At 72.4% G+C, this 20,704-nt stretch carries 17 protein-coding genes; 10 read left to right on the top strand and 7 right to left on the bottom strand.

The window, feature by feature from the left end; all coding sequences use genetic code 11:
* Window positions 1-4: 4 nt before the first annotated feature.
* Window positions 5-1,216 (bottom strand): oxygenase MpaB family protein, encoded by a 1,212-nt coding sequence (locus IE290_RS02950; RefSeq protein ID WP_191242928.1) that lies wholly within the window; start codon window positions 1,214-1,216, stop codon window positions 5-7.
* Window positions 1,217-1,367: 151 nt separating this feature from the next.
* Here IE290_RS02950 and IE290_RS02945 point away from each other — a divergent pair, with 151 nt between their 5' ends.
* A complete protein-coding gene (locus IE290_RS02945) occupies window positions 1,368-2,522 on the top strand; it encodes a TetR/AcrR family transcriptional regulator (protein ID WP_191242927.1) in 1,155 nt (384 codons plus the stop codon).
* A 135-nt stretch (window positions 2,523-2,657) separates the two neighbouring features.
* On the opposite strand, the gene IE290_RS02940 is transcribed toward IE290_RS02945, so the two are convergent.
* A complete protein-coding gene (locus IE290_RS02940; protein ID WP_191242926.1) occupies window positions 2,658-3,080 on the bottom strand; it encodes a winged helix-turn-helix transcriptional regulator in 423 nt (140 codons plus the stop codon).
* Window positions 3,081-3,169: 89 nt separating this feature from the next.
* On the opposite strand from IE290_RS02940, the gene IE290_RS02935 reads away from it, so the two are divergent.
* Together IE290_RS02935 and IE290_RS02930 are read left to right on the top strand one after the other, a co-directional pair.
* Complete coding sequence (locus tag IE290_RS02935) at window positions 3,170-3,997, top strand: NAD(P)H-binding protein (protein ID WP_229874079.1); 828 nt, start codon at window positions 3,170-3,172, stop codon at window positions 3,995-3,997.
* A gap of 106 nt (window positions 3,998-4,103) precedes the next feature.
* Complete coding sequence (locus IE290_RS02930; RefSeq protein WP_191242924.1) at window positions 4,104-5,033, top strand: LysR substrate-binding domain-containing protein; 930 nt, start codon at window positions 4,104-4,106, stop codon at window positions 5,031-5,033.
* On the opposite strand, the gene IE290_RS02925 is transcribed toward IE290_RS02930, so the two are convergent.
* Window positions 5,022-6,263, bottom strand: coding sequence for a flavin-containing monooxygenase (locus tag IE290_RS02925; RefSeq protein WP_191242923.1), 1,242 nt, complete (start codon window positions 6,261-6,263; stop codon window positions 5,022-5,024). The genes IE290_RS02930 and IE290_RS02925 overlap by 12 nt on opposite strands.
* Window positions 6,264-6,446: 183 nt before the next feature.
* Between IE290_RS02925 and IE290_RS02920 the strand changes: the two genes are divergently transcribed.
* The 5 genes from IE290_RS02920 (at window position 6,447) to IE290_RS02900 (ending at window position 11,623) form a co-directional block, all read left to right on the top strand.
* Complete coding sequence (locus IE290_RS02920; protein WP_191242922.1) at window positions 6,447-6,869, top strand: RidA family protein; 423 nt, start codon at window positions 6,447-6,449, stop codon at window positions 6,867-6,869.
* Complete coding sequence (locus IE290_RS02915; RefSeq protein WP_191242921.1) at window positions 6,866-7,531, top strand: DUF1028 domain-containing protein; 666 nt, start codon at window positions 6,866-6,868, stop codon at window positions 7,529-7,531. Before IE290_RS02920 ends, IE290_RS02915 begins: the two co-directional genes overlap by 4 nt.
* Window positions 7,531-8,667 (top strand): M20 family metallopeptidase, encoded by a 1,137-nt coding sequence (locus IE290_RS02910; RefSeq protein WP_191242920.1) that lies wholly within the window; start codon window positions 7,531-7,533, stop codon window positions 8,665-8,667. Before IE290_RS02915 ends, IE290_RS02910 begins: the two co-directional genes overlap by 1 nt.
* Before the next feature lie 25 nt (window positions 8,668-8,692).
* Window positions 8,693-10,096 (top strand): aspartate ammonia-lyase, encoded by a 1,404-nt coding sequence (locus IE290_RS02905; protein ID WP_191242919.1) that lies wholly within the window; start codon window positions 8,693-8,695, stop codon window positions 10,094-10,096.
* Window positions 10,097-10,261: 165 nt separating this feature from the next.
* The gene (locus tag IE290_RS02900; RefSeq protein WP_191242918.1) at window positions 10,262-11,623 is read left to right on the top strand and encodes an MFS transporter; all 1,362 of its coding nucleotides are present in this window, start codon (window positions 10,262-10,264) and stop codon (window positions 11,621-11,623) included.
* Window positions 11,624-11,685: 62 nt separating this feature from the next.
* Here IE290_RS02900 and IE290_RS02895 read toward each other — a convergent pair whose 3' ends face one another.
* Window positions 11,686-12,510 (bottom strand): thioesterase family protein, encoded by an 825-nt coding sequence (locus tag IE290_RS02895; protein WP_191242917.1) that lies wholly within the window; start codon window positions 12,508-12,510, stop codon window positions 11,686-11,688.
* Between the two features lie 253 nt (window positions 12,511-12,763).
* On the opposite strand from IE290_RS02895, the gene IE290_RS02890 reads away from it, so the two are divergent.
* The gene (locus IE290_RS02890) at window positions 12,764-13,540 is read left to right on the top strand and encodes an alpha/beta fold hydrolase (RefSeq protein ID WP_191242916.1); all 777 of its coding nucleotides are present in this window, start codon (window positions 12,764-12,766) and stop codon (window positions 13,538-13,540) included.
* A 231-nt stretch (window positions 13,541-13,771) separates the two neighbouring features.
* On the opposite strand, the gene IE290_RS02885 is transcribed toward IE290_RS02890, so the two are convergent.
* Complete coding sequence (locus tag IE290_RS02885) at window positions 13,772-17,218, bottom strand: indolepyruvate ferredoxin oxidoreductase family protein (protein WP_191242915.1); 3,447 nt, start codon at window positions 17,216-17,218, stop codon at window positions 13,772-13,774.
* A 155-nt stretch (window positions 17,219-17,373) separates the two neighbouring features.
* Here IE290_RS02885 and IE290_RS02880 point away from each other — a divergent pair, with 155 nt between their 5' ends.
* Complete coding sequence (locus tag IE290_RS02880) at window positions 17,374-17,856, top strand: Lrp/AsnC family transcriptional regulator (protein ID WP_191242914.1); 483 nt, start codon at window positions 17,374-17,376, stop codon at window positions 17,854-17,856.
* Window positions 17,857-17,868: 12 nt separating this feature from the next.
* On the opposite strand, the gene IE290_RS02875 is transcribed toward IE290_RS02880, so the two are convergent.
* Window positions 17,869-19,605: a flavin-containing monooxygenase gene (locus IE290_RS02875; protein ID WP_229874078.1), complete on the bottom strand. Its 1,737-nt coding sequence runs from the start codon at window positions 19,603-19,605 to the stop codon at window positions 17,869-17,871.
* A gap of 20 nt (window positions 19,606-19,625) precedes the next feature.
* Window positions 19,626-20,687: an SDR family oxidoreductase gene (locus IE290_RS02870; protein ID WP_191242912.1), complete on the bottom strand. Its 1,062-nt coding sequence runs from the start codon at window positions 20,685-20,687 to the stop codon at window positions 19,626-19,628.
* Between the last annotated feature and the right edge of the window lie 17 nt (window positions 20,688-20,704).

Here is a 20,704-nt window from a genome sequence, read left to right as displayed (position 1 = left end):
GGGTTCACGACCCGGGCCGGTTCCCGGTGGGGATGGTGATCGGGGTCGTCACCGGGGATCTGCCGTTGTTCAGGAACAGCATCGCCAGCGCGCGGACGAACTGGTCGAACAGGTAGAACCCGGCGGGGGCGACCGGCAGCAGCCCCTCGCGGAAGGCGATGTAGGCCGGCCACCCGGCGCGGATCAGGCCGGCCGCGGCGTAGTCGCGGCGAAGGTTCAGCCAGTCGCCGATCTCGTCGCTGAGCACGTACCGCACGAACTCGTTGAGGAAGCCGCGCGTGACGCCGAGGTCGACCTGCGCGGTCAGGCCGAGCAGGTCCTCGGCCAGCTCGTGGCCCTCGAACGTCGGCGCGAGCAGCGGGGTGAGCACCTGCGCGGACTGCGCGTCCGCGTCGGCCCAGGTCTTCGGGATGAACTCCTCCCGCACCCCGAGCAGGTGGATGGCGACCTGCCAGGAGTGCAGGAAGGCCTCCTCGTCGGCGGCCGACATCGGGACCTTCCACTCGATCAGCTTGCGGTGCACGAAGGTGCCCAGGCTGTGGAAGGTGATCAGGATGTCGCCGTTGCTGATCGGGATCCGCTCGTCGGCGACCGCCGTCCAGTGCGGCGACTGCGGCAGCAGGTGCCGCACCGCGGCGTGCACCAGGCGCGTCTTGTTGGCGGTGACCACGAACTGGCCCGACGGCTCGAACGCGTCGAGGTCGCTGAGGTCGTAGCCGAAGGTGAACGTCTTGGCCGCGCGGTCCTTCATGTCGGCGCCGCCCGCGGACCAGTACACCGACTTGGCCTCGCGCGGGATCACCGTGCTCATGATGCCGCTGCCCAGGCCGTACAGCATGAACAGGTAGGTGTCCTTGCGCCGGTTGAAGTCCGCGGCGCGGCGCAGCTTGACCGGGTCGGCCCAGGACGGCAACCGGTTGACCTTCCGCAGGTAGGCCGACAGTTCGGCGGGCAGGCCGGACGGCAGCGGGTCGCGGTTGTTCACCCACGACGCCAGCGCCGTGTTGACCGCGGGGATCCGGCCGGCGGCCAAGAGCCCGGCGACCAGGGTGTCCACCTCGTCGTCCCAGACCCACCACGGGTCGGCGCCCGAGCCGGTGCCGGCGACCGAGCTCGCCGGGGACCACGCCCACGCCGGGGCGGTGGCGCTCGCCGCGCCGGCCAGTCCGAGTGCGACGCCCAGCGACAGTGCTCGCCTTCGGTTGAGATCGCTCATTTACTTACCTAGCTTCCTTGGTAGGTATGGTGCGGTGTCTGCTGGTTCCAGGGGAGATTTCCGATTAACATATCGAGGTGGGCACGCCGTCGGCAAGACGTGGTGGTTGACTGGCGCGCATGGCCCAGTTCCCGCGTCCGTCCGCGCCGCTGTGACCGCCGAGCCGACCGCGGCCGTGCGGCCGCGCAACCGCAGGCAGCTCATCGTGGAAGCAGCCGGGCGGGTGTTCAGCGAGCGCGGCTACCACGCGGCGTCGATGGAGGAGATCGCCGCCGGCGTGGGCATCACCGCCGCTGCCCTGTACCGGCACTTCCCGAACAAGTACGCGTTGTTCGCCGAGTGCGCGAACGTGATGGCCGACCGGCTGGTGCGCACGCTCGACGAGGTGCCCGCGGAGGCGCCGCTGGCCGACGTGCTCGCCGCCGTCACCCGCGTCACGGTCGCCCACCGCGCCTCCGGCGGCGTCTACCGGTGGGAGGCCCGCTACCTCGACCGGGACGACCGCCGGGTGCTGCGGGGGAAGTTCGACCGCGTGGCCGGGCGGGTGGCGGAGGCGGTGCGGCGGGAACACCCGCTGCCCGGGGAGCACCTGCGAGCGGTGGCGGCGCTCGGGGCGATCGGGTCGATCACGATGCACCACACCTCGATCGCCCAGCGGCGGCTCGAGGACGTGCTGCGGGCGGCTGCCCTGCGGGTCGTGGCGAGCGGCGCGGTCGAGAGCCCGCGGCTGGTCGAACTCCCCGTCCAGCCCGTGCCCCGGACCCGCCGGTCGCAGATCCTCGCGGCGGCGGTGCCGCTGTTCGAGCGCGACGGGTTCGCCACCGTCACCAACGGCCGGATCGCCGAGGCCGTGGGACTGGTCCCGTCCGCGCTGTACCGGTACTTCCCCGGCAAAGCCGACATCCTCGCGGCCGCGTGCCTGCAGGCGGCCGGACTGCTCACCCAGGCGGTGGACCACAACCTGCGCGGGGTGACCGGCCCACGGGACGCGCTCGCCACGCTGGCGGCGACGTATGTGGCGTACAGCTTCACCTACCACGCGCTGACCACGGTCGCCAACGCCGAGATCGCCGGGCTGCCGGACACCCTGCGGCGGCCGCTGGTCGCCGCGCAGCGCGAGCACATCGCGGTGTGGGAGCAGCAGCTGCGGTCGGTGCGCCCGGACCTGGACTCGCGCCAGGCGCGGGTACTGGTTCACGCCGGTTTCGGGGTGGTCTTCGAGGCCGGCCGCCGCCTGCGGTGGCAGGACAGCCCGGCGCACCGGGCGGAGATCACCGCGCTGGTGCTGGCCGCCCTGGGCGCGTGAGTTCCAGGGCCTGTCCGCAAAGCCAGATGAGCAGTGTGGCCAGGTCGCTCATGCTCCGGTGGAGTAGCCCTTGTCGGCCAGAACCCTGCCCGGCCGGGATCAACCCGGTCGAATCACCGACTTTGAGGACAGGCCCTAGGCGTCCACACCGGGACCAGGCGCTCCTGTCCCGCTGTCCCAGCGGGCGCGGGACTCGATCACGGTGTGGCGGTGCTCCGCCGCCCAGTCGGCGACGGCTTTCAGTACGGATGTGAGGCTGTGACCAGTGGGAGTGAGCGCGTACTCGACGCGCGCCGGAACGGTCGGATAGACGGTGCGTACCACCAGGCCATCCCGTTCCAGGCGGCGGAGGGTCAGGGTCAGCATGCGCTGGGAGATGCCCGGGACGTCCCGCTGGAGTCGCCGGAAGCGGCGTACGCCGTGCGCCAGCTCGTTGATCACCAGCACCGTCCATTTGTCGCCGATGCGGTCCAGGACCTCCCGGACATCGCAGGCCGCCTGTTCGTCGTCACGGACGATGACGGGATCGGTGGTTACCCCGGTGTGCCTCACCGACATTGACGTGCCTCCTTACGCTCCGCCCGGCAGCGGCCGACACTGGAGCGGTTACCGAAGAGAACCATATCGAGGGGGCAGCGTTGATCCTGGTGACCGGTGCGTCGGGTGGGCTGGGAAGCCTTGTGCTGGAGCGCCTGACCGAGAACGAGGGCGTGTGGGCGGGGAGCAGGACTCCGCATCAGCTGGCGGTGAACGTGCCGACACGCCTTGTCGACTTCGACGACCCGGCGAGTCTGACGAAGGGGTTCGAGGGCGCGGAGGTGTTGTTGCTCATCTCGGCCGGATATGCGGAAGACGACGTGGTCATCGCCCGCCATGGGGCCGCCATCGACGCCGCGGAGCAGGCCGGGGTCGGCCACATCGTCTACACGAGTCTGTCCGCGGCCGGGGACCACCTCGCGTTCGCGCTTCCGCATCGCTGGACGGAGCGCCGGTTGATGGCCGGCCGTGCGGACTGGACGATCCTGCGCAACGGCATCTACGCCGAGATGAGCATCCCGGGTGCGGCAGAGGCCGCGGCCACCGGCAGGTTCACGGGCCCGCTCGGGGAGGGACGGCTGGCCGCGGTGGCCCGGGAGGACCTCGCGGACGTCACCGCCAAGATCGTGGCCAAGCCAGGCGGCCACGGTGGCAAGATCTACGAACTGGTCGGCGAGCACGCCATCGGCGGCGCCGACATCGCCCGCGCGGTGGCCGAGGCAACCGGAAAGGACGTCGTCTACGAGCCCGGCACACTGGCCCAGCTCCGCGAGGCGCTCACCACCGCCGGTGTCCCGGGCTGGCAGATCCCGATCGTGGTCTCCACCTACTCCGTCATCGCCGCCGGTTTCCTGGCCGAAACCGGCGGCGACCTGGCCGATCTACTCGGCCGGGCCCCGCGGTCCGCGCTGGACGTGATCGCCACCGCCGTGGGATAGGCGTTCTCGTTCCTGCCCCCACGCGACGGCCGCCCTGATCCGGTGTGGACGGTGCCGCAAGGCCCCGGGCGTGGCGGGGCCCGGGGCGGCGAGGCAGGATGACGCGGTGAGCGAGCCCTCCTTCACCCTCGTCCAGCTGCGGTACTTCGAGGCGGCGGCCCGGCACCTGAGCATGACCGCCGCCTCGCGGGAGCTGATGGTGTCGCAGTCGGCGGTGTCGACCGCGATCGCGCAGCTGGAGCGTGAGCTGGGCGTGCAGCTGATGCTGCGTCACCACGCGCGCGGGCTCAGCCTCACCACCGCGGGCAAGGAGTTCCACCAGCGGGTGCTGGACTTCCTCGCCCACGGCGCCGAACTCGTCGAAGCGGCGCGGCAGGCCGGCACCGAGCTCGTCGGGTCGCTGACGGTCGGCTGCTTCTCGACGCTGGCGCCGTTCCGGCTGCCCAGCCTGCTCGCCGAGTTCGAGCGACGCCATCCGCAGGTGCGGGTGTCGGTGCGCGAGGGCGAGCACTCCGCGCTGAAGACGGCGCTGCGGGCCGGCAAGTGCGAGGTCGCGCTGCTGTACGGCTACGACCTCGACGACGACATCGAGCACGTCGTCGTGGACACCGCGCCGCCCTACGTGCTGGTGGCGCCGGACCACCCGCTCGCCAGGAGCAAGGGCGGCACGGTGTCGCTGGCGCAGCTGGCCGGCGAGCCCATGGTGCTGCTCGATCTGCCCAACAGCCGCGAATACCTGCAGTCGGTGCTGCGCGACGCCGGCGTCGAGCCGGTGATCCGCCACCGCACCAGCGGTTACGAAACCGTGCGCGCCCTCGTCGCGCACGGCCACGGGTTCGCCGTGCTCAACCAGCGCCCGCCGGTGGACACGACCTACGCGGGGGCGCGCGCCGTCCCGCTCACGGTGACCGACGACGTCGATCCGCTGGAGATCGTCGTCGCGTGGATGCGCGGCGTGCGCCTGACCCGGCGGTCGCAGGAGTTCGTCAAGCTGTGCCGCGACCTCTACGCGCACCCGGACGGTTCACTGCCGTAGGTAGCCGCGCTGGGTGGTGATGTGGTCGGCGACGAACTTCGCGTCGTGCCACACGCCCCAGATGAAGCTCGACCCGCGCCGCGCCAGCCACGGCAGGCCCAGGAAGTACACGCCCGGCTCGGTGGACACGCCGCGCCGGTGCCGCGGCCCGCCGTTCTCGTCGAGCGCGTCGACCTGCAGCCAGCTGTAGTCGACGGCGAACCCGGTCGCCCACACGATCGAGGTGACCCCGGCGGCGGCGAGGCCGAGTTCGAGGGTGGGGTCGGTGACGCACGCCGGGTCGGGGCCGAGTTCGCGGGCCTCCGGCTCCTCGGGCAGGTCCAGGCCGTTGCGCTCGACGAAGGCGTCGGCCTCGTCGAGCAGCGCCAGGTAGTTCGCGTCGCCGCGGGCGATGTTGGCACCCAGGTCCGGCGCGAACCGGAGGATGCCGCCGTCGAACGAGCTGGTCATGCCGACGAGGTTGACGCCCAGCGCGGCCAGCGCGCGGAAGTCCACCGTGTGCCCGCCGCGGGCGCCGCTGACGGCGATCGTGACGTGTTCCGCGCCGCGCGGCGGGGTGTCGGCGTCCCACTTGCCCAGGACCCCGAGCCACCAGCAGAAATCGCGCCCGCGGTACCGGCGGGGCGGCCGGTCGTGCGGGCCGACCGAGAGGTACACGCGCCGCCCGGACCGGTGCAGCTCTTCGGCGATCTGCACCCCGGACGAGCCGGCCCCGACCACGAGCACTGCGCCGTCGGGCAACTGCTCCGGGTTCTTGTACGAGCTGGAGTGGATCTGCACCGGGCCGGCGCCGTCCGGGACGATCGGCGGGATCACCGGCCGCTGGAACGGCCCGGTCGCGGCGACCACGAACCGCGCGTCGAGCGGCCCGTCGGAGGTCTCCACGCGGAAGCCGGGCCGTCCGGTGTGCCTGCGCACCGAGGTCACCTCCACCCCGGTGCGGACCGGCGCGGCGATCTTGTCCGCGTAGGCCTCGAAGTAGCCGACGATCTGGTCCTTGGACGCGAACTCCTCGGGGGCCAGGTCGCCGAACTCCAGTCCCGGGAAGCGGTCGTGCCACGCGGGGCCGTTGGCCACCAGCGAGTCCCACCGCTGCGTGCGCCAGCGCTCGGCGATCCGGTGCCGCTCCAGGACGAGGTGCGGCACCCCGGCCTCGCTCAGGTGCTCACTCATCGCCAGCCCGGCCTGGCCCCCGCCCACGACGAGGACCTCCACCTCTCGGCTCGACATCCAGACCTCCACCTCGGTTGTGTACGCCTCACCGAATCCTGGAGGCCGCGAGATTTCCTGTCCAACAGATGTTGTTGGCCTTGGACATCTGTTTTCGCGATAACTCTGGCATCAACGGTTTCGATGCAGTGGTGCTAAAACATCTGTTGGACAGAAGCTGCGAGGCCGGTCACGCTGATCCCCGTGACCACGCACAAACGGATCCGCCCGTTCAACACCCGTGACACCTATCCCGAGCAGAACCTCGCCAACGACCTGTGCCAGGCCGTCGTCGCGAACGGCACGGTCTACGTGCGCGGGCAGATCGGGCAGAACCTGGACACCAGCGAATCGGTGGGCATCGGGGACGCCGCGGCCCAGGCCGAGCAGGCGATGGCGAACATCAAGATGCTCCTGGAAGAGGCCGGGAGCCGGATGGAGCACCTGGTCAAGCTCACGATCTACCTGATCGACCCGCGCTACCGGGAAGCGGTGTACCGCGTGGTGGGCCGCTGGACCCGGGGCGTGCACCCGATCTCGACCGGCGTGGTGGTCTCCGCGCTGGCCCGCCCGGAGTGGCTGTGCGAGATCGACGCGATCGCGGTGATCCCGGAGGAGGAACGGTGACCTTTTCCCTCGTGGCCCGCGACGGCGACCGGTTCGGCGTCGTCGCCAGCTCCTCCAGCCCGGCGGTGGTGGCGCGCGTCGCGCACCTGCGGCCCGGCGTCGGCGCGGCCGCTTCGCAGAACGTCACCGACCCGCGGCTGGGCACCCGGCTGCTGGACCGCCTGGCCGACCACGGCGACGCCGGGCGGGCACTGTCCGAAGTGGCCGGTGCGGCGGCGGACATCGGCTACCGGCAGCTGACGGTGCTCGGCCGCACCGGCCCGGGGTTCGCTTACAGCGGCGCCCGCACCCTGGGCACGCACGCCACGGCCACCGCCGACGGCGCGGTCGCGGCGGGGAACATGCTCGCCGGCGAACACATCCCCGGGGTGATGATCGACGCGTTCACCGCGGCGGGCGGCGAGCTGGAACAGCGCCTGCTGGCCGCGCTGCGGGCGGCGGTGGCGGCCGGCGGTGAGGAAGGCCCGGTGCGTTCGGCCGGCCTGGTCGTGGTGGCCGGCGTGGACTGGCCGGTCACCGATCTGCGGGTGGACTGGGCCGACGACCCGGTGGACCGCCTGGCCGAGATCCTCGACGTCTGGCTGCCGCAGCGCGACGACTACGTCCGACGCGGGCTCGACCCCGCCTCGGCCCCGTCCTACGGCGTGCCCGGGGACTTGTGATGGCCGCCAAGGACGCCGCCCGTGCGCGGATCGACGGGCACGCCGACGACCTGATCCGCCTGTCCGAGCGGCTGCACGCCGACCCCGAGACGGCGTGGGAGGAGCACCGGGCCGCCGCGATGGTGCCCGACCTGCTCGACCGCGCCGGGTTCGACGTCACCGCGGGCTACCTGGGCCTGGACACCGCGTTCCACGCCCGGTTCGGCAGCGGCCCCACCCGGATCGCGGTGTGCGCCGAGTACGACGCCCTCCCCGGCCTGGGCCACGCCTGCGGGCACAACCTCATCGCCGCCAGCTCGGTCGGCGCCGCGCTGGGCCTGGCCGCCGTCGCCGACGATGCCGGGATCACCGTCGAGGTGTACGGCACCCCGGCCGAGGAGGGCGGCGGCGGCAAGATCGAGATGCTCGACCGCGGCGCGTTCACCGGCGCGGACCTGGCGATGATGGTGCACCCGGCGCCGGTCGACGTCGCCGAGGCCCGCCCGTTCGCGGTCAGCCACTCCAAGATCACCTACACCGGCAAGTCCGCCCACGCCGCGGCCTACCCCGAGGCCGGGATCAACGCCGCCGATGCGTTCACCGTCGCGCAGGTCGCGATCGGACTGTTGCGCCAGCAGCTCCCGGCCTCGGCGCGGGTGCACGGCGTCGTCACGCACGCCGGCGACGCTCCGAACGCGATCCCGGAGACCGCGACCGGGCGCTGGTACGTGCGGGCCGAGACCCTGGCCGAACTGGCCGAGCTGGAACCCCGCGTGATGCGCGCGTTCGAGGCCGGCGCGCTGGCGACCGGCTGCGAGCTGAGCGTGGAGCCGGAAAGCAAGCCGTACGCGGAGTTCCGCGCCGACGAGATGGCGCTGGCCGCCTACCGGGCCAACGCCGAGGCGCTCGGCCGCGAGTTCGCCCCGCCCGGCACCGCGGCGCGGATGAACCGCGCCTCGACCGACATGGGCAACGTGTCCCAGGTCGTGCCCGCGATCCACCCCTACATCGGCATCGGTTCACTGCCCGCGGTCAACCACCAGCGCGAGTTCGCCGCGTTCTGCGTCGGCGGCACCGCCCAGCGGGCCCTGCTCGACGGGGCCATCGCGCTCGCGTGGACCGGCATCGACCGCGCGACCACCCCGACGCTCACCTGAGTCCGGAGAATCCAGGAGGACAAGGATGTCCCAGCCGCGGATCGAGCACGACATGCTCGGCGAGATCAGTGTGCCCGCGGACGCCTACTACGGCGCCCACACCGCCCGCGCGCTGACCAACTTCCCGATCACGCGGGAAACACTGGCGGACCGGCCACACCTGGTCACCGCGCTCGCGGCGGTGAAACAGGCCGCCGCCGCGGCCAACGCCGAGGTCGGCGCGCTCGACGAGGCCAGGGCCCGGGCCATCGCGGCGGCGTGCGCGGAGATCCGCGGCGGCGCGCTGCACGACCACTTCGTCGTCGACCTGATCCAGGGCGGCGCCGGGACGTCGACGAACATGAACGCCAACGAGGTGATCGCCAACCGGGCGCTGGAAATGCTCGGCCACCGCCGCGGCGATTACCGGTTCCTGCACCCGCTCGACCACGTCAACCTCGGGCAGAGCACCAACGACGTGTACCCGACCGCGGTCAAGCTCGCCCTCGACGAGCACCTCGCCGAACTGCTCACCGCGCTCGCCGGGCTGCGGGAAGCCTTCGGCGCCAAGGCCGCGGAGTTCGCCGACGTGCTCAAGATGGGCCGCACCCAGCTGCAGGACGCCGTGCCGATGACGCTCGGCCAGGAGTTCGGGGCGTTCGCGGCCACGCTCGCCGAGGACGAGCAGCGCCTGGCCGAAGCGCGCCTGCTGCTGCACGAGCTGAACCTCGGCGGCACCGCGATCGGCACCGGCCTCAACGCGCGGCCGGGCTACCGCGAGCGGGCGGTGGCGCACCTGCGCGTGCTGACCGGGATCCCCACGCTGGTCTCCGCCCCCGATCTCATCGAGGCCACCCAGGACGTGGGCGTGTTCGTCCAGCTGTCCGGGGTGCTGAAACGGGTCGCGGTCAAGCTGTCCAAGATCTGCAACGACCTGCGGCTGCTGTCGTCCGGTCCGCGGGCCGGGTTCGGTGAGATCACGCTGCCCGCCCGGCAGGCCGGCTCGTCGATCATGCCGGGCAAGGTCAACCCGGTGATCTGCGAGGCGGTCAACCAGATCGCGTTCGAGATCATCGGCCACGACGTCACCGTCACCCTCGCCGCGGAAGGCGGGCAGCTGCAGCTCAACGCCTTCGAACCGGTCATCGCCCGTGCCCTGACCGCCGGGCTGGACCACCTCACCGCCGGCATCGGGGTGCTGACCCGGCACTGCGTCGCCGGGATCACCGCCCACCGCGAGCGCCTGGCCGACCTGGTGGCCGCCTCCACGGGGCTGGTGACCGCGCTCAGCCCCGTCCTCGGTTACGAGACGGCGTGCGCCATCGCACTCGAGGCCCACCACTCCGGCCGGCCGGCGCTGGACGTGGTGCGGGAACGGGCCCTGCTCACCGAGGAACAGCTGCGGGAGCTGACCACTCCCGAGGCGCTCACCGGCAGGCGCGTGGCCTGACGCGCCGCCGTCCACTGTGAACACTGTGTTTCCCCGCTGTTGGAGCGAAGTGTCACCGCAGCTCACCGCCTCTGCTTCGGATTTTCCGATGCAATGCTCCATGTCTTTCTTCTTGTCCGATGCTTCGGCCGCGCTTAGCGTCGTCCGCGAACCCGAGGAGGCACCATGACCACCCGCAACACCCCCGCGGCCGAGGATCTCACCGAGGCCCTCGCCGATCCCGCGTCGCTGCGGCGCAGCGTCGCGGCCGGCGCGGTCGGCGTCTTCGTGCACTGGTTCGACTGGGCCGCCTACGCCTATCTCGCCAGCACCATCGCCGACGTGTTCTTCCCGGACGAGAACAGCACCGCCGGCCTGCTCGCGGTGTTCGGGGTGTTCGCGGTGTCCTTCGGCATCCGCCCGGTCGGCGCGCTGGTGTTCGGCCCGCTCGGCGACCGCATCGGCCGCAAGCGCACGCTGTCGCTGGTCATCTTCGTGATGTCCGGCGCCACGCTCGCGATCGGACTGCTGCCGGGCTACTCGACGCTCGGGATCTTCGCGCCGCTGCTGCTGGTGCTGCTGCGGCTGGTGCAGGGTTTCGCCGCCGGTGGCGAGTTCGGCAGCGCGGCCAGCTTCCTCGCCGAGCACGCGCCGCGCCGCCGCCGCGGGTTCGGCGTCAGCTGGCTGGAAGTGGGCTCGCTGCTGGGCTTCCTCGCCGGATCGTTCGTGTTCTTCCTGCTGTCCACCGGATTGTCGACCGACCAGCTGTCGGCGTGGGGCTGGCGGATCCCGTTCCTCATCGCCGCCCCGCTGGGCGTCATCGGGTTCGTCATCCGCACCAAGATCGAGGACACCCCCGAGTACCGGGCGCTCGAGGCCACCGACAACATCCCGCGCAGCCCGGTCAAGGAACTGTTCCGGCACAACAAGAAGCAGCTGCTGCAGGCCGCCGGGCTGATGACGATGATGCACGTGCCGTTCTACGCGGTGCTGACCTATCTGGTCACCTACGAAACCGACCACCTCGGACACTCCGCGGGCAGCGCCGCCCTGCTGTCCACCGTCATCTCGCTCGCCGGGCTGCTGCTGGTGCCCGCGTTCGGCCGGCTGTCCGACCGCGTCGGACGGCGGCCGGTGCTGATCAGCGCCGGGGTCGCGCTGTTCGTGCTCGCCACGCCGGCGTTCCTGCTGATGCGCACCGGCCTGGCCGGGACCTGGATCGCCGGGCTCGGCCTGGGCGTCATCCTCGCCGCGATCCTCGGCACCTACGCGGTGTGGTCGGCGGAGATCTTCCCGACCCGCACGCGCCAGGGCGGCCTGTCGATCGCCTACAACCTGACCGCGGCGTTGTTCGCCGGCACCGTGCCCTACCTGATGACGGTGCTGATCTCGGCGACCGGCAGCACCCTGGTGCCCGGCCCGTACCTGATGGCCGCGGCGGTTCTCGGCCTGGTGGCGGCGTGCACCCTCCGCGAAACCGCGGGCGCTCCCCTGTTGCGCGCCGAGGACCTGCGGGAAGACAGCCGCACCCCGGCCCGCCAGGAGTAGCTCCGGGCGTGTCAGGGCGGTGCAGAACTACGACACCCGCGCCCGCCGGGCGGCCGCTCGGCTCAGGCCGGCGGGTCCAGCCGGATCCCGGCCAGCTGGGTCGCCTGCGCGACCAGCCGGCCGCGACTGTCCCACACGAAACAGACCTCGTCGACGCGGTTGTCCTCGATCAGCCGCGCCTGGTGCAGCACCCGCACCGGGCCGGGGGCCGGCACCGCCCGCACGTAGGCGGTCAGCTCCAGCGTCGGCACCCAGCCGGTGAGCGCGATGTCCAGCGTCGCGGGCGGAAACGCGTCCACCGCGTACAGCAGCGACAACGGGTCGAAATCCGCGCCGCCGGGCAGGCCCAGCCAGCCGCGCAGCACCCCCGCCCCGCTCGGAGCGCCCCGGCCGAAACCGAGGTCCTCCGGCTGGATGCGCAGATCCACCTGGTCCATGATCGCCGGCCCCGGACCACCCCCGGCCGGGCCGGTGACCGGCACGCAGTCGGCGTACTCGCGCCCCTCCGGCTCCGGCATGCCCTGACTCCAGTACGGCTTGGACTCCGCGTCCAGCGTGCCGAGCGTGAACATCGCCTCCACGCACGGCGTGCCACCCTGGGTCAGCCGGGCCCGCACCTGACTCGCCGAGCGCCCGGTCCGCAGCACCTCCACACCCACCTCCACCGGGCCCGGATCCGGCGCACGCAGGTAGTGCGCACTGGCCGCCAGCACGTCCCGGTGCGAGGCGGAGCGGGTCGCGGCGCGCCCGAGAATCGCCAGCAGGTAGCCGCCGTTGGGCTTGCCGCCGATGGTCCAGTCCGGATGCGCCTGCGCCTGGTAGCGGCCCGGCGAGATCTCCTCGAGCCGGGTGACGTCGGCGAAGGTGGTGGTGGCGTGGTCGGTCACACTCGCATCCGTTCGGTCGTGGCAGCTGTCCGGCAGACAGCATGACACGGGACCGCGAGGAGGCCGCTAGCGGAGCCGGATCTCGTCCAGCGAGGGCATCTTGCCCTGGCGCCGCGCGGTGGCCCCCTCCCCCATCGCCCTTTCGTCCTCTTCGGACATTGTGATCGCGCCACAGCTGTGACAGCGGCCGCAAGGAGCGTCACTCCACTCGGTCCGGTGAGACACTGGGGCCACCACGAGAGAACGGGGAGTCATGACCGACCAGGTGATCGCGGCGGACGGGACCGCGCTCGCGGTCCAGCGGCGGGGCACGGGACGCCCCCTCGTGCTGCTGGCCGGCCAGGCCAACGACCACACCTGGTGGGACTCCACCCGCGCCGATTTCCACCCGGCCCACAGCACGATCACGATGGACTACCGCGGCACCGGGGCGAGCGGCAAGCCGGACGTGCCCTACTCGACCCAGCTGTTCGCCGACGACGTGGTGGCGGTCCTGGACGGGCTGGGTATCGAGCGGGCGGACGTGTACGGCACCTCCATGGGCGGGCGGGTGGCGCAGTGGCTGGCGATCCGGCACCCGGAGCGGGTGGGCCGGCTGGTGCTGGGCTGCGCCTCGCCGGGCGGGCGGCACGCGGTCGAACGGTCGGCGGAGGTGCGGCGGGCGCTGCTGCGGCCGGACGCCGCGGAGACGCTGGCGGATCTGATGTACACGCCCGGCTGGCGGACCACGCACCCCGGCCCGTACCGCACGCTGGGCGACCCGTCGATGCCCGCGCACGCGCGCAAGTACCACCTGCGGGCGAGCAACGAGCACGACGCGTGGGACGCGCTGCCGCGCATCACGGCCCCGACGCTGGTCCTCCACGGTGCGGACGACCAGCTCACCCCCGCCGTGAACGCCACCCTGCTGGCGGAGCGCATCCCGGGCGCGCGGGTGCACGTGTTCCCCGGAGCGCGGCACGCCTACTTCGAGGAGTGCCGCCCCGAGGCGAGCCACCTCGTCGCCGACTTCCTCGCCCAACCCGCCTGACACGGGCGGTGAGAGCCGCTGCTGGCACAGCGCGCCACATGTGGCGGGCGCCGGGCACACCACCCGCACGCGGCTCCCTCGCACCTACGTGCAACGCGCGGCCACGTGCGACGCGCACCCGCGTGGGACGCGCGTGCGCAGCGCGGCCGCGGCCGTGCTGTGCGCCATCGGCGCGCGGCTTCCCCGGGACGCGCCACGCCTCGTGCGGCGCACCCGCGGCCCGTCAGCCGGTCAGGCGCCGGCCACCGGGGTGCGGCCGGTGCCCGCGTGGTCGATCTCCTCCAGCAGCTTCGCCTGGCGGCGCTGGTACTCGGCGACCCCGGCGAGCTTGATGTCCTCGTAGCCGCGCACCACGTCCGGCAGCCCGGCGAGTTCCAGCAGCACCGGCTCCGCCGCCTGGCCGGCCAGCGCGCGGGTGATCGCAGAGCGGTAGTCGGTGATCAGCTGCCGTTCGACGCGCCGCACCCGGGCGTAGCCGAACACGTCGAACCGGGTGCCGCGCAGCCGTCGTCCGGCCCGCAGCGCCCGCAGCACCGGCCGCGCCCACGGGCCGAGCCCGATCTTGCGCTGCAGGCCCAGCGCCCGCAGCACCGGCGGGTGGAACTGGTAGGCGTAGCGGGCACCGGGCCCGAACTGCGCCTGGATCTCGGCGGCCAGCGCCGGGTCGAGCGACAGCCGCGCGACCTCGTACTCGTCCTTGTACGCCATGAGCTTGTAGAGGTTCCGGGCGACGGCCTGGGTGACCGGGCCATCCCCAGCGCGGGCACGGACCTGCTCGACGAACTCGGCGTAGCTCCGCGCGTACGCCTCGTCCTGGTAGGCGATCAGGTCCGGCACCCGCACGTCGAGCAGCCGCGCCAGCTCACCGCCCTCGGTGCGGACCAGCGACCGCACCCGGGCGACCGCGGCCGGGTCGGCGACAACCGCCTCGGGCGCCGTCGGCGGAGCCAGCTCGGCGGACAGCGCGTCCGGGTCGGCCACCAGCTGCCGGCCCCGGCGGAACGCCTGCAGGTTGGCCGGCACGGCGGTGCCGTTGATCTCGATGGCCCGTTCGATGGCCTCGGCGCTGACGTTGAGCGCCCCGGTCTGGTACGCCGCGCCCAGCTGGAGGATGTTGGCGAACTGGTCGTCCCCGAACAGGGCCTCGGCCGCCGCGCGCGCGTCCAGGTAGTGGCCGCGGGCGGTGGCATCGTCCAACACGGACCGGATCGCCGGCTGGTCCGGGAAGGACACGGCGGTGTCGACGATCATCCGCCCGGTCGGAACCTCCGAAGTGGACACCACGGCGACGGTACGAGCCGGGTCGGCCACGGCCAGGTGCGCGGGGTCGGCCGCCACCAGCGGGTCGCAGGCCAGGTACAGGTCGCACTCCCCCGCGGCGAGTTTGGCCGCCTGCTCCACCGGCGCGGTGGTGATCTTGACGTCGGAGACCACCGCGCCGCCCTTCTGCGCGAGCCCGGTCTGGTCGAGGGTCCGCACGTGCCGTCCGTCGAGCACCGCGGCGGTGGCCAGGATCTGCGCGACGGTCACCACGCCGGTGCCGCCGATACCGGTGATCCGCACCGCCACATCGCCGGTCGCGGCCACCGGGTCGGGCAGGGCCGTCGCGTCCAGCGGCGGCAGTTCGCGGCGCCGCGGCCGGTGGCCGGGCACCACGGTCACGAACGACGGGCAGTCGCCCTTCAGACACGAGTAGTCGACGTTGCACGACGCCTGGTGGATGCGGGTCTTGCGGCCGAACTCGGTCTCATGCGGCTGCACGGACAGGCAGTTGGACTTCACCCCGCAGTCGCCGCAGCCCTCGCACACCCGCTCGTTGATGAACACCTTGGTCGCCGGGGTCTCCTGCTTGCCGCGCCGCCGCTTGCGCCGCTTCTCCGCCGCGCACTCCTGGTCGTGGATCAGCACGGTGACGCCCGGGACCGCGGCCAGCTCCTCCTGCGTGCGCAACAGATCGTCGCGCGAGCGCACCTCGACCCCGCGCGGGAACCGCAGCCGCCGCAGCTTGCGCGGCTGGTCGGAGGTGATCACGACCTTGGCCGCGCCCTCGGACAGCAGCAGCGCGGCGAGCTTGTCCAGCGGCAGCGCGCCGACCGCGTCCTGCCCGCCGGTCATCGCCACCGCGGAGTTGTGCAGCAGCTTGTACGTGATGTTCACGCCCGCCGCGACCGCGGCCCGCACGGCGAGGCTGCCGGAGTGGGTGAACGTGCCGTCTCCGATGTTCTGCACCAGGTGCCGCACCTGCACGAACGGCGCCATCCCGATCCACTGGGCGCCCTCGCCGCCCATCTGCGTGATGCCGACGACGTCGCCGACGTGCTCGGGTTCCATGAACAAGGCCATCGTGTGGCAGCCGATGCCACCGCCCACGAGCGTGCCCTCGGGCACCTTGGTCGAGGAGTTGTGCGGGCAGCCCGAACAGAAGTAGGGCGTGCGGGCCAGCAGGGGCACCGCGATCCGCTCCCGCCGGCGCCGCCCCTGCCACGCGCGCACGGGTTCGATGTCGCCGAGCAGGCGGGCGAGCCCCTTCGCGATCGACTCCGGGTCCAGCTCGCCCAGCTCGGTGAACAGCGTCCGCCCGTCCGGGCCGGTCTTGCCGTGCACCCGCGGCGCGCCGGTGCGGCCGTAGAGGATCTCCTTGACGGCGGGTTCGACGAGCGCGCGTTTCTCCTCCACCACCACGATCTGCTCCAGGCCGCGCGCGAACTCGGTGACGATCTCCGGCTCGACCGGGTGGATCACGCCCAGCTTGAGCAGACGGATGCCGTAGCGGCCGAGGTCGGCTTCGTCGAGCCCGAGCGTGCGCAACGCCTGCCGCAGGTCCAGATAGGACTTGCCCGCGGTGACGATCCCGACCCGGTCCCCGGGCCCGGACCGCACGATCCGGTTGACGCCGCTGGCCCGGACGTACTCCAGCGCGAGCGGCAGCCGGATCCGGTGCAGGCTGTGCTCCAGCGCGGCCAGTTCCGGGCCGAGCAGGCGGCTGCTCGGCCGGTGCCCGTAGGCGCCCTCGGGCAGCGCCGGCGCGGCCCACACGGGGTCCACCTCCGCGGTGCCCGCCGCGTCGGCGACGTTGGCGACGATCTTCATCGCGGTCCACAGCCCGCTGGCGCGGGACAGCTCCACGGCGTGCCGCCCGTGGTCCAGGACGTCCTGCGAGTCCGCCGGGAAGAACACCGGCATCGCCAGGTCGGCCAGCGCGTGCTCGGAGGCGCACGGCACGGTCGAGGACTTGGCGTTCGGGTCGTCACCGACCAGCGCGACCGCGCCGCCACGCGGGTGGGTGCCGGCGAGGTTGGCGTGTCTCAGGGCGTCGGTGGCCCGGTCCAGGCCCGGTGCCTTGCCGTACCACCACCCGGTCACGCCGTCCGTGCGCAGCGCGCCGAGGTTCGCGGCCATCTGGCTGCCCATCACCGACGTGGCGGCCAGCTCCTCGTTGAGCCCGGGCCGGTGCACGACCGCGTGCTCGTCCAGCAGCTTCGACCGGCGCGCCAGCTCCAGGTCGAACCCGGCCAGCGGCGAGCCCTCGTACCCGGACACGAACGCGGCCGTGTCGTTCCCGGCCCGCCGGTCGTGCCGGACACGGTCCAGCACCACCCGCACCAGGGCCTGCACGCCGGTCAGGTAGACGGTGCCCGAGTCGCGCACGTACCGCTCGTCCAGGGTGAAGGTCGTCATGCCGGGCCTTTCGCGTCACGCCGGTTGGGACGTGGATCACTTCAGCCAATGACATCAGCCACGCGCAACAACCACCGGGCCGGCTCCGCGAAGCACGCAAAGATTCTCGCCGGTGCAGTGTTCCAGCTCGCATTTGTTGCGTACGATCCGCGGGCATGGCCGACGAACTGATCGACGCGACCGACCGGGAGATCCTGGCCCTGCTCCGGGAGGACGCCCGGCGGACGCTGTCCGACATCGCCTCTCGCGTCACGCTGTCCACGGCCGCGGTGAAGCGCCGCGTCGACCGCCTGCAGGAGACCGGCGTGATCACCGGGTTCACCGTGCAGGTCGATCACGCGAAGCTCGGCTGGGGTGTGGAGGCCTTCACCCAGCTGCGGTTCTTCGGCACCACCAACGTGGACGAGATCGTGCAAACCACCACCCGGATGCCGGAGGCGCAGGCGGTGTTCACCATCGCCGGCGACCCCGACGCCCTGGTGTGGCTGCGGGTGCGCGACCTGCAGCACCTGCAGCGCACGGTCGACGAGCTGCGCCGCAGCCACCGCATCACCAGCACGAAGACCCTGATCGTGCTGGACTCGTGGGCGCGCGGCCAGCACTGGCCCGGCGCGACGGCCGAGCCCGCCCGGAGCTGACCGCCGCCCCGCTCACCCGGCCTGGTCGAGGCTGCGCCGCAGCTGGAAGGCGAGCACCTTGGAGTAGGTCCGGCACATCTGGAAGTTGCCCGCGGTGAACCACAGGCCGGGCTGGGCGGTGTGCCGCCACATGTTGCGGACCTCGCCCTCGTCGTCGTAGCCCCAGATCGGTCCCACGGTGTCGGCCACCTCGTCCCCCATCAGGTGCCGCAACCCTTCCTGCTGGCTCTGGTACCCGGTGGCGAGCACGACGAGGTCGGCCTCCACCACCGAACCGTCCGACATGCGCAGGCCGTCGCGGGTGAACCGGTCCGCCTCCGCCCACTGCACCAGGCCGATCTCGCCGGAGATCAGCAGGTCGGAGCACCCGACGTTGAGGTAGTACCCGCCGCCGCGGCGCATGTACTTCATCTGCTGCCCGGTCTCGTCGTGGCCGTAGTCGGTGCGGAACCCGATCCGGTTCAGCCCCTCGACGAGGTCGCGGTCCAGCTCCTTCATCCGCGCGGTGAGCTGCTTCGCGCCCACCACGAGGTCCGGGTACGGCACGGACAGCCCGATCAGGTCGCTGTCCTCCAGCGTCGGCGCGGTCAGGTAGGAGGCGTCGGCCAGCGCGGCGCTCGGTTCGATGCTGACCACGGTCGTGGGGCTGCGCTGGATCATCGTGACCGACGCGCCGTTGGCGTGCAGGTCCTGCGCCACGTCGTGCCCGCTGTTGCCGGTGCCCACGACGATGACGCGCTTGCCGGCGTGGTCGGCCCCGTCCTGGTAGGCGCTGGAGTGCAGCACCTCCCCGGCGAACTCGCCGAGCCCGGGCAGGTCCGGGACGAAGGGCAGGCCGCTCACGCCCGTCGCGATCACGACGTGCTTCGGGCGCAGCACGCGCGTGCTGCCGTCCGCGCGCCGCAAGCGCGCCTCCCAGGTGCCGTTCTCGGCGGAGTAGGCGGCCCCCTGGAACGTGGTGCCACCCCAGAAGTTGATCTCCATCGCGTCCACGTAGGACTCGAACCAGCCGGCCAGCTTGTCCTTGGGCACGAACACCGGCCAGGTCGGCGGGAACGGCAGGTACGGCAGGTCGTTGAGCCAGACCGCGTTGTGCAGCGTCAGCGCGTGGTAGCGCTTGCGCCAGTTGTCCCCGGGCCGCTCGTGGGTGTCGACCACGAGCGTGTCGACGTCCAGCTGCCCCAGTCGCGCGGCGAGCGCCAGCCCGCTCTGCCCGCCGCCCACGATGAGGACGTCCGGATCGTGATCGGCGTAGGCGCGGGCCGCCTCCCGGCGGTCGAGCCAGTTCGGACCCCCGAACTTCGCCGAGTCGCGCTGGCCGACCGGCCGGTTCTCGCCGACCCGCTCCGGATAGCCGGCCAGCTGGTCCACCGTGGTCAGCAGGTTCCGCGCCACGTGACCGCGCCCGGGTTCCTCGACCAGCCGCACGACCCCGGCGCCGGTGCCCGCGGTGACCTCGAACTCGAAGATCGCCTCCAGCGCGCGGATCCCGTTGCGCTCCACGAACCGCGGCGGCGTGCGGCCGGCCGCGACCCGGAATCCGGACGCCTTCGCGACCGGCTGGCGGGCGGTCAGCTCCGCGGGCACCCGGTCCCCCGCCACCGTGTGGATGTCGTCGGTGAACGCCACCAGATCGCGCCAGTAGCACTCGCTCGCGAACAGCGGCGACAGATCGGACCCGTGGGTCAGCAGGTTGCCGAACTCGTCGAGCCAGCGCGCGGCGATCGTCTCCGGGTCGGTCGTCGTCATCATCGTCTCCTCAGGGTCGGTCAGGGGATCAGGCGCAGGGCGCGCATCCGGTCGAGGTTGTCCAGGAAGCTCTCGTGGGTGTCGAGGCATTCGATGAATCCGGCGCGGCGGATCTTGATGGTGCTCTGCACCATGTCGGCGCCGTTGGCGAGCCAGCCGTCGATGAACGGCCACGCCGCCACGGCGGACAGCGGGAGCTGCCGCAGATCGTGCTCGGCCACCAGCTCGTCCCAGGTGCTGTCCTTGTCCGCCATCTGCTCGGCCAGTGACATCGGCTGCGGCGGGGCCGCGGGCATCCCGAAGGACACGGCGATGTCGGGCCACAGGTGCTGCCAGCGGAAGTGGTCGCCGTTGGTGACGTTGAAGACCTCACCGCGGGCGGCCGGGCTGTCCAGGGCCCACTCGACCGCGCCGGCGACGATCCGCGCGTCGGTGGCCTGGTGCAGCGCCGTCCACGCCTGCGGGGTGCCGGGGAACCGCAGCGGCACCCCCTGGTGCTTGCTGACCGCGGCGAACACGGCCAGCCCGGTGACGAGGTTCATCGGCGAGCCGAGGCTGACCCCCAGCACCCCGTCCGGCCGCAGCACCGTCCAGGTGTAGCCCGCCCGGCCGGCGTCCGCCCACAACAGATCTTCCTGGTCGTTGTAGAAGATCGGCCCGAGGAAACGCGGATCGCTCTCCTTGGCCGGGGTCTTGTAGTGGCCGAGGTGCTCGCCGTAGGACTTCCCCCCGCCGATGAGCACGACGTGCCGCACCGTGGACGCGCTCGCGTGCAGCGCGTCGAGGAGGTTCCGCAGCATGGCGACGTTCGGGCCGACGGTGGCCGCCATGGTTTCGCGCTCGACGTAGGCGGCGAACACCACGTCCGTGATGTCCGCCCGGTCCGCCAGCGCGGCGGTGGTGGCCGCGGGGTCGAGCAGGTCGACCCGCACGTGGTCGTCGATCACGCTGCCGTCGGGGAGCGTCACCGGGCCGCGGCGCGCCAGGGTCGCCACCCGCCGGTCGTGGTCGCGCAGCCGCTGCGCCACCGCTCCGCCGATCACGCCGTGCGCGCCGACGACGAGTGTGGTCCGAGTGGTCACTGTTGTTCTCTCCCCGT

The sequence above is a fragment of the Amycolatopsis deserti genome, from assembly GCF_014653945.1.
GTDB classification, from domain to species: domain Bacteria; phylum Actinomycetota; class Actinomycetes; order Mycobacteriales; family Pseudonocardiaceae; genus Amycolatopsis_E; species Amycolatopsis_E deserti.
This window is presented reverse-complemented; position numbering and strand designations above follow the sequence as displayed.

Coding starts and splice junctions, on each gene's coding strand:
- IE290_RS02905 (WP_191242919.1), top strand. CDS start 8,693: ATGTCCCAGCCGCGGATCGAGCACGACATGCTCGGCGAGATCAGTGTG.
- IE290_RS02900 (WP_191242918.1), top strand. CDS start 10,262: ATGACCACCCGCAACACCCCCGCGGCCGAGGATCTCACCGAGGCCCTC.
- IE290_RS02950 (WP_191242928.1), bottom strand. CDS start 1,216: ATGAGCGATCTCAACCGAAGGCGAGCACTGTCGCTGGGCGTCGCACTC.
- IE290_RS02890 (WP_191242916.1), top strand. CDS start 12,764: ATGACCGACCAGGTGATCGCGGCGGACGGGACCGCGCTCGCGGTCCAG.
- IE290_RS02880 (WP_191242914.1), top strand. CDS start 17,374: ATGGCCGACGAACTGATCGACGCGACCGACCGGGAGATCCTGGCCCTG.
- IE290_RS02910 (WP_191242920.1), top strand. CDS start 7,531: ATGGCCGCCAAGGACGCCGCCCGTGCGCGGATCGACGGGCACGCCGAC.
- IE290_RS02875 (WP_229874078.1), bottom strand. CDS start 19,605: ATGACGACGACCGACCCGGAGACGATCGCCGCGCGCTGGCTCGACGAG.
- IE290_RS02940 (WP_191242926.1), bottom strand. CDS start 3,080: ATGTCGGTGAGGCACACCGGGGTAACCACCGATCCCGTCATCGTCCGT.
- IE290_RS02885 (WP_191242915.1), bottom strand. CDS start 17,218: ATGACGACCTTCACCCTGGACGAGCGGTACGTGCGCGACTCGGGCACC.
- IE290_RS02925 (WP_191242923.1), bottom strand. CDS start 6,263: ATGTCGAGCCGAGAGGTGGAGGTCCTCGTCGTGGGCGGGGGCCAGGCC.